This window comes from Psychrobacter sp. AOP22-C1-C5, assembly GCF_052378885.1.
In the GTDB taxonomy this organism is placed as follows: Bacteria; Pseudomonadota; Gammaproteobacteria; order Pseudomonadales; family Moraxellaceae; genus Psychrobacter.
In genome coordinates this window covers 242,380-255,064 of sequence record NZ_JBQSYC010000005.1, presented here as the reverse complement: position 1 = coordinate 255,064, position 12,685 = coordinate 242,380, and the positions used below count along the sequence as shown (strand labels likewise).

The window sequence follows — 12,685 nt, the reverse complement described above, 5'->3', positions numbered from 1 at the left end:
GGGTTTCCCGCTCCAAATATGGCTTGAAAAAGCACTAAAGCCTCACTACTCTTATTATGAGTTGTGAGGCTTTTTTTTGTGCAATTTTTAGGGTTTGTTTAGTTTTCCTACGCAGGTTAAAGCAACTCGCGCAGGAGTTTCTATACGTCGCTTACTGAGTTGGGGTGACTCGCCAGATAGTATTAGAAAGGTCATCAGCGACAATCAGTGCTCCTTTTGGATCCACTGGTCGACCAAAGGTCTTGCCATTTTCGCCCTGAAAACCAGTCACAAAGTCAACCGGGTCTCCAGCTGGTTTGCCGTTGCTAAATGGGACGAACACGACGTCGTAACCTGCTGGGTCTGAACGGTTCCAGCTACCATGCTGACCAATGAATGCCCCTTCTGTGAACTTACCGCCCATGGTTGCTGTTGAGAACGCTATGCCTAAGGGGGCTTTGTGCGACCCCAAGCTATAATCTGGAGCAATCGCGGCAGCTACCATTTCGGAGCGCTGCGGCTTAACTCGCGGATCGACATTTTGTCCCCAGTAGCTGTAGGGCCAACCATAAAACTTACCCTCTTGCACCGAGGTTAAGTAATCGGGTACCAGTCGTGGACCGAGCTCATCACGCTCGTTGATGACTGCCCATAATTGGTCAGTACCAGGCAGGATAGCCAACGCCGTTGGATTACGCAGTCCGGTTGCGTATGGCCTGTGAGCGCCAGTCTTGGCATCGATCTCCCAAACCATGGCGCGATCCGCCTCTACATCCAATCCATTTTCAGTAATGTTGCTGTTGGAACCAATACCCACGTATAGGAAGTTTCCATCTGGACTGGCCGTCATCGACTTGGTCCAGTGATGATTGACCATGCTAGGCAAGTCGGTGAGTTTGCGTGGCGCTCCGCTAGCAGTCGTCTGGCCAGGCTGATAATCGAACTGCACCACCGCATCCTGATTGGCGACATACAGTTGATCACCGATTAGTGCAAGACCGTAAGGCGCATTCAAATTCTCGGCGAATACAGTACGTGTCTCGTAAGTGCCGTCGCCATTATTGTCGCGCAGCAAAGTCAGACGGTTACCGCTTTTGACCGAAGTTGTGCCCTTACCTTTAAAATAACCTGCAATGATGTCCTTAGGACGTAGTTTGGGCGCGTTACCGCCCTTACCCTCAGCCACTAGAATGTCGCCATTTGGCAAGACCAGCGTCTGCCGCGGGATCAGAAGGTCAGTGGCAATGGCTTCAATTTTATAACCTGAGGGCACTACAGGTCGGTTATCACCCCAACCTGCCGGCTCAGCGATTTTCAAAGTCGGTATCAGACCGCGCTGCGCTTCAGGCAAGGTCGGATTGGCACCCAGCTGTTCTGCATCGCTTACATTATTTTCGCCACATGCACTTAAAAGAACAGCGACTAAAGTTATCGACAAAATATTGAGTGGTTTCATCTTGCACCTCCAACACGCCAGCTGGCGAGCCCAATCCAAGTTGCAATACAGGCTAAGATGACAGTAATAACAGATAGAATAAGCCCAGTCGGCATGCTAGCCCATACATCCTTTGCATGAATGAACGAGTTGAAGATACCCAGCACAAAGGTCGCCAGCAACAACAGAAAATAGATAATTGGTTTACCCATACGCTTATCAGCGCGAACCAGAGATAAAATTGAGCCTAGCCAAGCTAAGCCGTTGAACACCAACGCACCTATCAGCATCCAAGAAGCGAAGTTCTTCCATTGCAGCTCGTAGCTGGACCAATAGGCGTAATCGTTGAGTAAGACTCCGATAAACAAAGGCACCATTCCGGCCAAAAAAAACGCATGCAACGGGTGCAGCGCGGTGCCGGAGTGTCGAGTATCAGCACGAATCATGGCGGTTTTCTTATTGCTGATAAACGAGGATCGATTGACCGTAATTGTTTTATCGGTTCGAACTACGCTTGAGGGAATTTAAATTCTACGAAATAAAAACGTACCTTAAAACCGATTCAAGCCAAGAGGACTCTTTGACCTTCTTTCGAACTGGTTCCTGAAAATCAGCCATTTATTGGTTTCTAGATAGGCACCAGATATAGTGAGCGCTTCTGAAGAAGCTGTAAAGTTAAACTTGGTAAGCTAATAGCTCGATGATGAGATTATAATGAACAGAAAAATGTAGAGCTTCAGTTCTGAATTTAGAGTAGAAAACATTAAATATATGCGCGCGAAAAACAGTTGGTTATCCAAGATATGTGAGCATGTTGTATAGCGGACAAATAAAGAAAAGACATAAGTATGAACGGCAAGAAAAACCCAAACAACGTAAATTGTTTGGGTTTTTATGTGCAGCATTTCTGAAAATCCATATCAGTCATTTAATCATTATGCACTACTCTATGGCTTTGAGGAGCGTTGAGAACCTCGACCTTTTGAAGGGCGCTTGCCATTTGTGGCAGGTTTGCCATTGCGCCCTGTCTTCTTACCATCACCAAAAGGACGACCAGTACTCCCTTTAGAACCCGCTGGTTTTTTAGGACCATCCTTTGAGTGTTTAGGATTTCCCTTTGCGGCACCCCTTGGTTTTGAGGACGTTTTTGACTTTGATGAATTATCGGTACGTGTATTTTTTCGTGGGGCATGACGAGATTTTTTGCCCGGATTACTGGCATCCGGAGAAGAATCTTCTACCGCCTTAAGCAGTACAGACAACTCTGTTGGTGTTAAATCTCGCCAGTCGCCAACTGGGAGGCCTTTAAGACTCACATTCATAATTCGCGTACGCTCAAGCTTCACCACTTCGTAGCCAAAATGCTCACACATACGGCGGATTTGACGGTTCAAGCCTTGTACTAGCGTGATGTTAAATACGGTAGGCGTAACCTTGGTGACTGGACATTTTTTTGTCATCTTGCCAAGCATAGGCACGCCGCCTGCCAAACCCTCAATAAAACTATCCGTTATCGGCTTATTTACCGTTACCAAGTATTCTTTCTCATGATTATTGCCAGCACGCAGCACTTTATTCACTAGATCGCCATTATTGGTCAAAAAGATTAACCCTTGAGAGTCCTTATCCAAACGGCCAATCGGGAAAATACGTACCCCGTGTCTGACGAAATCAACAATGTTGTTTTTCTCAGAGCTTTCCGTCGTGCTCACAATGCCCACTGGCTTATTCAATGCAATAAAAACAAAATCATCTGCTTCGCGTGGCTCAATCAGCTGTCCGTTGACTTTGACCGCATCTCCAGCAACCACTTGATCGCCCACCGAAGCGCGCTTGCCATTGATGTACACATTGCCTTGTTCAATAAAGCGGTCAGCGTCTCGCCTGGAGCAAATACCGCTTTCACTGATGTATTTATTTAAACGAGTCGAAGAAGTGTTGAACATAAAGCACCGTTTTACCTGATAAGAAGCCTTTTTGACTAAGAAAAAAGCCTAAATTGAATGAATCATTAACCATGAGCTGCTTACATCATATAGGAAACTCGGTCTCCATTTAAGAAGAGATGCGCAAAAAATCAGAAATATATCCAATGATATCGCTGCTGACTGCAAATTTTGTTTTCGTTAAATAGCTAAAGGGCTGCCCTAAATTACGTTACCTAGGACAGCCCCTTATTTTTAATAGCAAGCACTACTAACGATACTTATTTTATGACAACATCCATATTATTCAGCATCATCTAATAATTTATTAAGTGCTTCGACCATAGCATCGTCTATGATGTTGTCTTCTACATAGTTTATGATCTCATCTATGGTCGTCAGATCCATTTCTCGGATACCCAAGCCGGCCAGCTGCTCATTGATAGATTCCAAACTCTCATTATCTTCAAAGCCCTCTAATAGATGCTCTTCGAATCTACCTCTAACGAACCAATACATCTTTTCCAATAAAGTTTCTTTTTTGGTTAAAGTAGAATACCCATCACCATAAATGAATAAGTTAAAATGATAAGGCATCTCTACTTCATTAATAAAAAAAGTACGCTTACATTCTAGTGTATAGGCTTGAATCTCTTCGTCCTTATTACCTTCTTCATCTTTATTGTCTTCATCATATTCAATCGCCTCCTCTATCAATTCGCCTAGTATTTGATAGTCGCCGACTTTGATTTTATGATTGTAGATAATACTGGAGTCTGCGATTGCATCGAAAATAATGGCACTGACATCCAAGGTATGATTATCAATGTCATAAAACGCTTTTAACGCTGGTAAAAACTCTGTCAGTTTTTCTTCAGGTACTTGAATGAGAAACTGCTGCTCATATATTTTAATCATATCTTCAGGCGCATAAGTATTGGCAGTATCAGTCTCATTTCTACCTGTGGGCTGCAACGGTACAAAGTTATACGGGTTATTATTGGTCATTTGGAAAGGCCCTTTTATTTGAATTAGCTGTGTTAAATATCATAACGCCCTAAAATTGCTGTCTTAACATCTATGGGCATATTGTCGCTCATCTAGACGCTTTTAGATATCAAACACTTTTAGATATATGGTTATACACATACAAGTTTACTGGTTTAGGCACTGACTAGGGTGTGGATACCAAACCTTTTATCGAGTTGGTATGGATGTCGGTAATCTTGAACGCTATTCTAAAAGCTGCTCGGTATTACTCACCTTAAACTCGCTACATACGTCAAAAAACGCCATTGGATCGTCAACTTCATCAAGCAATTCTCGTTTATTGAGCGCCACAAACAAAGCCAATGAATAAGCTGGCGCTTGGATAGACTTTTTGGGATTGAACTCAATATCAGTAAAGGCTTGATATTGCATCACCTCTTCATGCAGCTGAGGATTTTGTTTTAGAGCATTCACATAGAGCCAATCATAAAACACAGTTAATGGCTCTACCTGCCACTGCATACCAAAATAATCATAGCCAATGAGCGCGCCTGAGTTACTCAATCGCTCATCTTTTTTGGCTTGTCTTGGTGGCGCTGTCAGCAAGTCGATGTATGGGCCGCCGTGCTCAAACACTTTACTGGCTTGAAAGGCGTTCTCAACGCTGTACTGCTTGCCGTCATACTCATCAGTAATCTTTAAGCTCAACGGACTTAGCAAAAAACTCAATTTATTGCCAGACTTACTGGACAACTCCAAAACGTGATTGAACCCATATTTTTTGCGAATGACTTGATGCAGATCATTGATGGATTTTTTCTTTTGTCTGCTTGCAAACCCTACATGCCGCTCAAACCTGACCATGTCCGTTTTTACCAAATTGTCACTGTTGACTCTGGGCATAAATACAGGTCTGTGTTCCACAGCGTTTTGCGTTTGTTCTGTAGGGTTCTGTCTTTGTTCCATAACGATGTGCCTTATATCGATTTTCTTGTATAAATGTTCTTGTATAAGCGTTCTTTCATAACGAGTCTGGCATAAATAGCATTCAAATAAACCATTATTTAAATATATCGGTTCAAACTCAAATAGCGCCACATAACCAAGTGCCTTATGCAAAAACTTTTGATTGAACCAATCTACCTACTTGAGGATTGCAAGCTTAACATCGTTTCAACTTTGGCTCTATCATTACGATGAATCAATGCTTTTGTTTTACCTCCTGTATGTCGTCCTTACTTAATTATAATAAGTGAAAAATCAGTATTCGTTACTAAAACCCGTAACCGCTCTTTGTCTTCAAATCGCCTGCTATTGTATATCGTCAAGATTCACTCCAATTAAAATCATTCAATATAATTAGATTCAATACGTTACAGAACTCATGCTAAGTTGCACACTTTCATTCTCGTAGTGTGATTAGGATTATGGCAGACTTGTTAGCAAGCTTAATTGATTATTGTCGGTTTTCTTATAAATTGATCTAAAGGTATCAAACTAAGGCTCATATTTACGCTACCCTATCTAAAAAGGAAAAAGTGTGATTTCAGGAAGAAACCCTAACATAGATATGCTATCTACCTACATTCAGCCAAGTAAGTTCGCTGATTATCTATCCTATCAGCAAGACTACTGCTTGTTTTTGGATATAGATGGCACACTTGCAGGTTTTACACTCAATCCAAAAAACAGCGTCGTTCCGAATACAACCTTAACTCTCTTAAAAAAAATCCAAAATCATGGTGTCAAAATTGCCATTGTGACAGGACGCAGCCTTGTAGAAGCAAGGCAGATGCTGTCCCCTATACAATTGCCGATTGCCGCGACTCATGGACTAGAAATAGCATTTGACGATGCCGAAGACCGCGACAATGACGATATAAATGTCATCCATATTGATACCACTGAGCTGATGACCATCAAACAACTCATTATTCAATCTTGCACGCCTTATCCTGATTTAACCATCGAAAACAAACCATACTCTGTTGCCTTACATTATCGGCAAGATCCTACGTTGGCAGATGTGGCTGATAACATCGTATCAGAAGTTTTAAAAAGTTATCCTGATTGGATCGTAAAGCGCGGTAAATGTGTTTGCGAGGTAGTGCCAAAAGGGATAAATAAAGGCGCTGCTATTTTGACTTTATTAAAAAAAATGCAAGCAAGTGAGACGCTTTGTCCGATCTTTATCGGCGATGACGTCACTGATGAGGCAGGATTTATGGCTATTCAAGCCCAAGAGCAGTTAGTAGAAAAGCCTGAAAAGACAATGACAGGCATGGGTATTAAAGTGGGCAGTGAGCCAACTTGCGCCCATTACTATGTACATAGTATTGAGGAAGTAAGTGGGCTGCTTGATAGCTTTTTAACTTTTTGTCAAACACGTGCCACTTTATCGTCTGTCTCTGTAGATGCAGGTTTCTCTAGCGCAGACAAAGCAGTGAGGTGCTTAGTATGAGCCGCTTACTTGTCTTATCCAATCGAGTGAAAATACCAGATAGTAACCCGATGGCAGGCGGGCTTGCGGTCGCTTTGCAAGATGTACTCATAGGAAAATCTGTCGTATGGATGGGCTGGAACAGTAAAATTGTAGACACTATTGACGATTGCGGCTTTGACTATGATAGCTATAAACTTAGCGGTAGCAAGCACACGGCGTTAATAGACGCTGATACGCAACAAGCTGATACAACCATTACTTATATGACCACAGCCTTAACTACTAAACAATATCAGCAATTTTACTGTGGATTTGCGAACAATGTGCTGTGGCCGCTGATGCATGAACAAACTGATCTTATTCAGCAAGCGCCAGAGGATTACGCAGGCTATCAAACAGTCAATGCTCTTTTTGCTCGACAATTAAAAAAAATCCTCCGACCCGATGATGTTATCTGGGTACATGATTACCATTTTTTAAGTGTGGCGTATCATTGTCGGCAGTTAGGCATCACTAATCGTATCGGACTCTTTTTGCACATTCCCTTTGTCTCGCTGGCATGTTGGCAACAGCTGGATAAAAGCCCTGAGTTGATTGAGCACCTTGCCCATTACGATGTACTTGGCACGCAAACCCAGCGAGACAAAGCCAGCTGTCTTGCTACCCTTCAGTATTATTTGCAAGATCGCTTCTTGGAGCATAATTATTTAAGAGAATCGCTAATCAATGCTTCATGTGCAGCGCATCATTCTTTTAACGCTCCTAAATCATTGGCGGCGCAATTGACACTCAATTTGAACTTCGCTACTCAGCACTGTTTAACAATCAATGCCTATCCGATTGGCGTCAATGTCGCAAGAATTCAAAATCAAGTTCTCGATTTATCCTTAAAATCTGCCAAACATACTCAAAGAAAAGACAGCATTAAACCTGCTAGCCAGCAAATTATTGCGGTCGATAGAATCGATTACTCCAAAGGGTTACCAGAGCGGTTTTCGGCTTACCGTGCGTTTTTACAGCAATATCCGATGTATCAAAATCAATTAAAATTGCTACAAGTTGCCTGCCCCAGCCGCTTGGACTTACCTGTTTATAAGCAACTTCATGACGATGTCAGACAAGTCGTAAATGATATTAATCAGCAGTTTTCTGTCAATGAGGAGACACTGGATACCTTTGTAGCCAACAAAAGCGAGTCTAATACTGATAAAGCGCATTGGGAAGCCATTACGTATAGCGAAAAAGTATTAGATCATCAAACGTTGATGACAGCGTTTTGGCAGAGCGATGTCGGCTGGGTAAATTCACTCAAAGATGGCATGAACCTCGTTGCCAAAGAATATGTTGCGGCCCAAAATCCTGATAATCCGGGTGTATTGGTATTATCCTGTTATGCAGGGGCGGCAGAGCAAATGCAAGCGGCCGTGATTGTCGATCCCCACCAACCTAGTAGCATCATGCAGGGCCTAAAGACAGCTTTGGAGATGCCACTGGTAGAGCGAAAACGTCGTTATCAGATTTTATTAAAAGGATTACAGCAGGATAATTTGCACGTCTGGCAGCAAGATTTTTTAGATGACTTATATGACAACAAAAGCTATCACACCAATAGTGAATACCCAGACTCAATCCAAATGTCTGACTCATAAGAATAAATAGGAGACGCGTATGTTACTACTTGAGACAAAAAACGCTTTATTACAAAATATAAAAAGCGCTATAGAAGACGTGTTTATCGCCGATGGTCAAACGCTAAATACGCTGGTTATGACTAATGAATTGCGACATAAAATATTAAATATCTTAGTCAACTATAGCAATCAAGTCCCTCATCCTGCCAGCGGCACTGATGTTGATAGTAGTACCGATGATGGGGAAACGAATACGAGCACCTTGACTCGTTGGCAAATTTTGGCCTATGTGTCGAGTATTGATTTGACGATTGTAAAATGGTTTGAGTCGCACTTAGACGCCCTCAGTATTTTGCATGAAGTTGGCTATGATAAGGCCGTACAAGGACTGTGGGCAGTTTGGGCAGCAGAGGGTCATCCTTCGCCTATACAGTATGAGCAAGGCAAAATCAGTGGTTCAAAATCTTGGTGTTCGGGTGCAAATATCGTTGACCATGGGCTGATGACTTATCGAGATCAAAATGGGCGCTCACAGCTACTTGTGGTAGATATGAGGCAAGCTGGGATTGATATTGATAATAGTGAATGGCAAGCCGTCGGTATGCAAGGCACTGATACTGCCACTGTACAATTTCATCAAGTAGCAGCCAGCAATGTTGGTGATGCAAACGCGTATTTAGAACGTGTGGGATTTTGGCATGGAGCGGCAGGCGTTGCCGCTTGCTGGTATGGCGCAACAACCTGCTTAGCTGCGTATTTGATAAAGGCGTATCAGCAAAAACCGAACGATTATAAAGCCATGTATTTGGGTGAAATTAGTACCTCACTTTCGGTTACGCAGCAGTACTTTTATCAGGTCGCACACTTGATAGACAGCCAACCAAATCAAAGCCATGAGCTTGCCATTCGTCAATTAAGAGCAAACGTCGAACAGTTGGCGCGTCAAGTCATAGACGCAGTTGGACAAGCGCTGGGCGCAGCACCATTTTGCCGCAATCCCCACTTTGCGAGATTGTCAGCAGATTTGCCTGTCTTTATCCGTCAAAGCCATGGCGCATTTGATCTACAAAAAATCGGTGAGCTATCGAGCGCTTTAGCTGGCGAATCAACCACTCTTCAGGAAAATATATGGCAACTGTAAACTCTAGTCACTTTGATAATACTGTAAACCCTAACGTAAATACTTCAATAGACCAAGCTGTAATACCAGAACACAATCATCCCATTGTTGGTGACCGCGTGATCGAAGGCGATGGCACCAGTCAGGACGCTTGGCAAAATTGGCAAGGACTACAAGCGTTACCTCGATTGAATATCGCCAAGCGCTTTTTACCGCACCAGCGTGTGTGCATCTTTGCGCCGCACCCAGATGATGAAATCTTAGGCTGCGGCGGTATGCTGCAACAACTGGCTGAAAATGGCAACCCTATCCTACTCGTTCACGTGACCAATGGTACACAAAGCCACCCAGATTCGCAGATTTATCCGCCGAAAACGCTTGATGTGATTCGTCCACAAGAAAGCTTAGCAGCCTTAAAAGTATTGGGTATAGAGCATCAGGTTAAGATTATTGCTTTAGATTTGCCTGATGGCGACGTGTTTGCCGAGCAAGATCAGTTCAATGAAAAACTGGCCACTATTATTCAGCCTGACGATATACTGGTGACGCCTTTTATGCGTGACGGTCACCCTGACCATGAGGCAACAGGTCAAGTAATTGCCTCATTTGCCAAGCAGCATAACCTAGACTGTTATCAAGTATTGATATGGGCGTGGCATTGGGCTAATCCTGCTGATGACCGCATTCCTTGGGACTCGGCGGTTAGGTTAGATTTGAGCGCTGAACAATTAGCACGTAAAACTCAAGCAATTGACTGCTTTGCAAGCCAAACTACGGTTGATGAAAGCACAGGCAATCCGCCTATTTTATCGGCTCAAACCATCGCTAGAATTAGCCAGCTCTGGGAAGTTTATTTATATGAATCACTCCGTTAAGTCTACTATACCTATCCATACCGATACTGACGCTCACTCTGACACCTATTCAGAGACTTATTTTGATGCGTTATACAGTGACAACACTGACCCGTGGGAGTATCAGACGCGCTGGTATGAGAAGCGCAAACGGGATATGTGTCTGGCCGTGCTGCCTCAAGCTCAATACGGCAATGCCATTGAATTGGGCTGCGGTAACGGCGTGTTCAGTGAGTTGCTTGCCCGCCGTTGTCAGGACTTGGTCAGTATAGATGGCAATAATAATGCGGTACAACTTGCCAAGCAGCGATTGGAAGGGTTATCTCACGTTAAGGTCATACAAGGTATTATTCCAAGTAGCTTGCTGACTTTAAAAGACACATTGCTAAGTGCTTATCCTTTATCAGAGGAATCGTTATCAGATGATGATAGGCTCGCCAATAATCCGCCTTTTGATTTAATTGTCATTAGTGAGATTTTATATTACTTATCACCCAAAGATATTGATAAGGTGATTGCTTGGATCAAGCAGAACCTCGCCATCAACGGCACACTGATATGTTGTCATTGGCGCTATCCGATTGATGGTTTTGACATGACAGGCGAGACGGTACATCAGCGATTGCATCAAGCGTTCAATGGGTCGGCTAACGAGTCTAATGCAGAACATCAACCAGCCTTTACTCATCAGAGTAAGCTGATAGATACTGATTTTTTATTGGACATTTGGCAACATACCTCAGCATCGATAGCAGAGCAAGAAAACTTAGTATGACGAGATATAACCGTTAGCAAAGTAATGAAAGGAACGTATCTGCTATGAAAATTGGTATTGTGATTCCTGCTCATAATGAAGCATTGACGATTGCCAGTTGCTTAGTGGCGGTGCAAAAAGCCATTGATCAATTGCCCGAAGATATTACCGCCTATCCGCTTGTGGTACTTGATGATTGCACTGATGATACGTTGGCAAAGGTCAAAGCCGCAGGTGCGGATTATATCCAATGTGAGTATCGCTGCGTGGGAAAAGTGCGAGATATGGGCATTCGTCATGCGATTGCACAGGGCGCGGCGTGGATTGCCTGTACCGATGCAGATTCAGTCGTGACGACAGATTGGCTAGTCCAGCAAGTCAATCATATAGCGCAGCAACCCACCGATATGATTTGCGGCGTGGTCAGTGTTGATAATTGGGCACATTTGACGCCAAAAACGCAGGAAGATTACATTGCTCATTATCAAGATAGAATGGGCCATCGACATATTCATGGAGCCAATTTAAGTTTTAGTAGTGAGGCCTATCTTGCTGTTGGCGGCTTTTCTCCCTTGCCTTGTCATGAAGATGTAGATCTGGTCAAAAAAGTTGAAGACCAAGGCTATGCCATCACTTGGAGCAATCAAGTCCGTGTGATTACCAGTAGTCGTTTGGATGCGAGAGCGAATGAAGGCTTTTCTGCATTTTTAGCAAATTTGGAGAAAAGCAACTTGTAGTGATTTAAGGCTTTATTTGGGGTTTTAGAAAGAGCAGATGACTCATAATCCTTTGGTCTGATTATGGTAGATCACTTAGAGCGTTACCTTGACATGGTAGAGGTTGTTAGTTCTTTTCAATACCATTTAAGCGGCTTCACAATTAACTCACCAATATTAAGCAGAAAAAACAACCAGCTCATCCCCTTCCTGCCAAGGCGCAAACTTGGTCATGGCTTGCAAAAATAAGGGATGATCCAACCATTCCTGTAACCACTGCTGTAGCTTTGGATAAGGTAGATCATAAAACACTTCCCGATCTACGTGAGCGAACTGCCGCACAAACGGCATAATGCCAATATCAGCAATGGTTATGCTCTCACCTAGTAGATAGCGATTTTTGCTCAGTAAACTCTCTAAAACTTGCAAAAAAACTTCGCCTTGCTCTCGATATTCGGTTTGAGTCATTTCAAGGTGGCGATCAGCGTATTTATAACGATCAAGCCAATGCTTAAACTCGCCATCGTTTTGTGCAATCAACGCATGGGCCTCAGGTAAAACTTTTGCATTCAACAGTCCTTGCGGATCGTTTTGCTCAAGCGCCCATACCGGTATCTCTCGGCTTTCTTCAATCACAGTACCATCCATCAGCTGTAAGACAGGCACTGTACCTTTTGGACTAATCGCCAGCATTTGAGGCGGCTTGTTTTTTAAGACGATTTCGCGTAGCTCTACAGACACGCCTGCAAACAAAAGGCCGAGACGCGCGCGCATGGCATAAGGGCAACGACGAAACGAGTATAAAAGAGGGTAAGAAGATGTCCTAGATATCTTTCGC

At 43.4% G+C, this 12,685-nt stretch carries 12 protein-coding genes; 6 read left to right on the top strand and 6 right to left on the bottom strand.

Going from position 1 to position 12,685, the window contains the following annotated elements; all coding sequences use genetic code 11:
* Positions 1-151 precede the first annotated feature (151 nt).
* From ACT3TH_RS09350 to ACT3TH_RS09330, 5 genes are all read right to left on the bottom strand, one after another.
* Positions 152-1,435, bottom strand: coding sequence for a PQQ-dependent sugar dehydrogenase (locus tag ACT3TH_RS09350; RefSeq protein WP_444755579.1), 1,284 nt, complete (start codon positions 1,433-1,435; stop codon positions 152-154).
* A complete protein-coding gene (locus ACT3TH_RS09345; protein ID WP_444755578.1) occupies positions 1,432-1,860 on the bottom strand; it encodes a DUF2231 domain-containing protein in 429 nt (142 codons plus the stop codon). The genes ACT3TH_RS09350 and ACT3TH_RS09345 overlap by 4 nt, the downstream gene beginning before the upstream one ends.
* Before the next feature lie 501 nt (positions 1,861-2,361).
* Positions 2,362-3,360: a 23S rRNA pseudouridine(2604) synthase RluF gene (gene rluF / locus ACT3TH_RS09340; RefSeq protein ID WP_444755577.1), complete on the bottom strand. Its 999-nt coding sequence runs from the start codon at positions 3,358-3,360 to the stop codon at positions 2,362-2,364.
* A gap of 282 nt (positions 3,361-3,642) precedes the next feature.
* On the bottom strand, positions 3,643-4,347 hold the full coding sequence (locus tag ACT3TH_RS09335) for a hypothetical protein (RefSeq protein WP_444755576.1): 705 nt from the start codon (positions 4,345-4,347) through the stop codon (positions 3,643-3,645).
* Positions 4,348-4,572: 225 nt separating this feature from the next.
* Positions 4,573-5,295 carry a DarT1-associated NADAR antitoxin family protein gene (locus ACT3TH_RS09330; RefSeq protein WP_444755575.1) on the bottom strand — a complete coding sequence of 241 codons (723 nt, stop codon included), beginning with the start codon at positions 5,293-5,295 and terminating at the stop codon, positions 4,573-4,575.
* A gap of 574 nt (positions 5,296-5,869) precedes the next feature.
* On the opposite strand from ACT3TH_RS09330, the gene otsB reads away from it, so the two are divergent.
* The 6 genes from otsB to ACT3TH_RS09300 are packed head-to-tail and all read left to right on the top strand — an operon-like array spanning position 5,870 to position 11,868.
* Positions 5,870-6,790, top strand: a complete 921-nt coding sequence (gene otsB / locus ACT3TH_RS09325) for a trehalose-phosphatase (RefSeq protein WP_444755574.1) — start codon at positions 5,870-5,872, stop codon at positions 6,788-6,790.
* A complete protein-coding gene (locus ACT3TH_RS09320) occupies positions 6,787-8,421 on the top strand; it encodes an alpha,alpha-trehalose-phosphate synthase (UDP-forming) (RefSeq protein WP_444755573.1) in 1,635 nt (544 codons plus the stop codon). Before otsB ends, ACT3TH_RS09320 begins: the two co-directional genes overlap by 4 nt.
* Positions 8,422-8,440: 19 nt before the next feature.
* Positions 8,441-9,544: an acyl-CoA dehydrogenase gene (locus ACT3TH_RS09315; RefSeq protein ID WP_444755572.1), complete on the top strand. Its 1,104-nt coding sequence runs from the start codon at positions 8,441-8,443 to the stop codon at positions 9,542-9,544.
* Positions 9,532-10,398: a PIG-L deacetylase family protein gene (locus tag ACT3TH_RS09310; protein WP_444755571.1), complete on the top strand. Its 867-nt coding sequence runs from the start codon at positions 9,532-9,534 to the stop codon at positions 10,396-10,398. Before ACT3TH_RS09315 ends, ACT3TH_RS09310 begins: the two co-directional genes overlap by 13 nt.
* Complete coding sequence (locus ACT3TH_RS09305; protein WP_444755570.1) at positions 10,382-11,152, top strand: class I SAM-dependent DNA methyltransferase; 771 nt, start codon at positions 10,382-10,384, stop codon at positions 11,150-11,152. The genes ACT3TH_RS09310 and ACT3TH_RS09305 overlap by 17 nt, the downstream gene beginning before the upstream one ends.
* 44 nt (positions 11,153-11,196) lie before the next feature.
* A complete protein-coding gene (locus ACT3TH_RS09300; protein WP_444755569.1) occupies positions 11,197-11,868 on the top strand; it encodes a glycosyltransferase in 672 nt (223 codons plus the stop codon).
* 156 nt (positions 11,869-12,024) lie between these two features.
* Here ACT3TH_RS09300 and ACT3TH_RS09295 read toward each other — a convergent pair whose 3' ends face one another.
* Entirely contained in the window at positions 12,025-12,678 is a 654-nt protein-coding gene (locus ACT3TH_RS09295; RefSeq protein ID WP_444755583.1) for a glutathione S-transferase, read from the bottom strand.
* Positions 12,679-12,685 lie beyond the last annotated feature (7 nt).

Excerpts from the sequence above, each read along its gene's own strand:
- ACT3TH_RS09350 (WP_444755579.1), bottom strand. The coding sequence starts at position 1,435 with ATGAAACCACTCAATATTTTGTCGATAACTTTAGTCGCTGTTCTTTTA.
- ACT3TH_RS09345 (WP_444755578.1), bottom strand. The coding sequence starts at position 1,860 with ATGATTCGTGCTGATACTCGACACTCCGGCACCGCGCTGCACCCGTTG.
- rluF (WP_444755577.1), bottom strand. The coding sequence starts at position 3,360 with ATGTTCAACACTTCTTCGACTCGTTTAAATAAATACATCAGTGAAAGC.
- ACT3TH_RS09335 (WP_444755576.1), bottom strand. The coding sequence starts at position 4,347 with ATGACCAATAATAACCCGTATAACTTTGTACCGTTGCAGCCCACAGGT.
- ACT3TH_RS09330 (WP_444755575.1), bottom strand. The coding sequence starts at position 5,295 with ATGGAACAAAGACAGAACCCTACAGAACAAACGCAAAACGCTGTGGAA.
- ACT3TH_RS09320 (WP_444755573.1), top strand. The coding sequence starts at position 6,787 with ATGAGCCGCTTACTTGTCTTATCCAATCGAGTGAAAATACCAGATAGT.
- ACT3TH_RS09315 (WP_444755572.1), top strand. The coding sequence starts at position 8,441 with ATGTTACTACTTGAGACAAAAAACGCTTTATTACAAAATATAAAAAGC.
- ACT3TH_RS09310 (WP_444755571.1), top strand. The coding sequence starts at position 9,532 with ATGGCAACTGTAAACTCTAGTCACTTTGATAATACTGTAAACCCTAAC.
- ACT3TH_RS09305 (WP_444755570.1), top strand. The coding sequence starts at position 10,382 with ATGAATCACTCCGTTAAGTCTACTATACCTATCCATACCGATACTGAC.
- ACT3TH_RS09300 (WP_444755569.1), top strand. The coding sequence starts at position 11,197 with ATGAAAATTGGTATTGTGATTCCTGCTCATAATGAAGCATTGACGATT.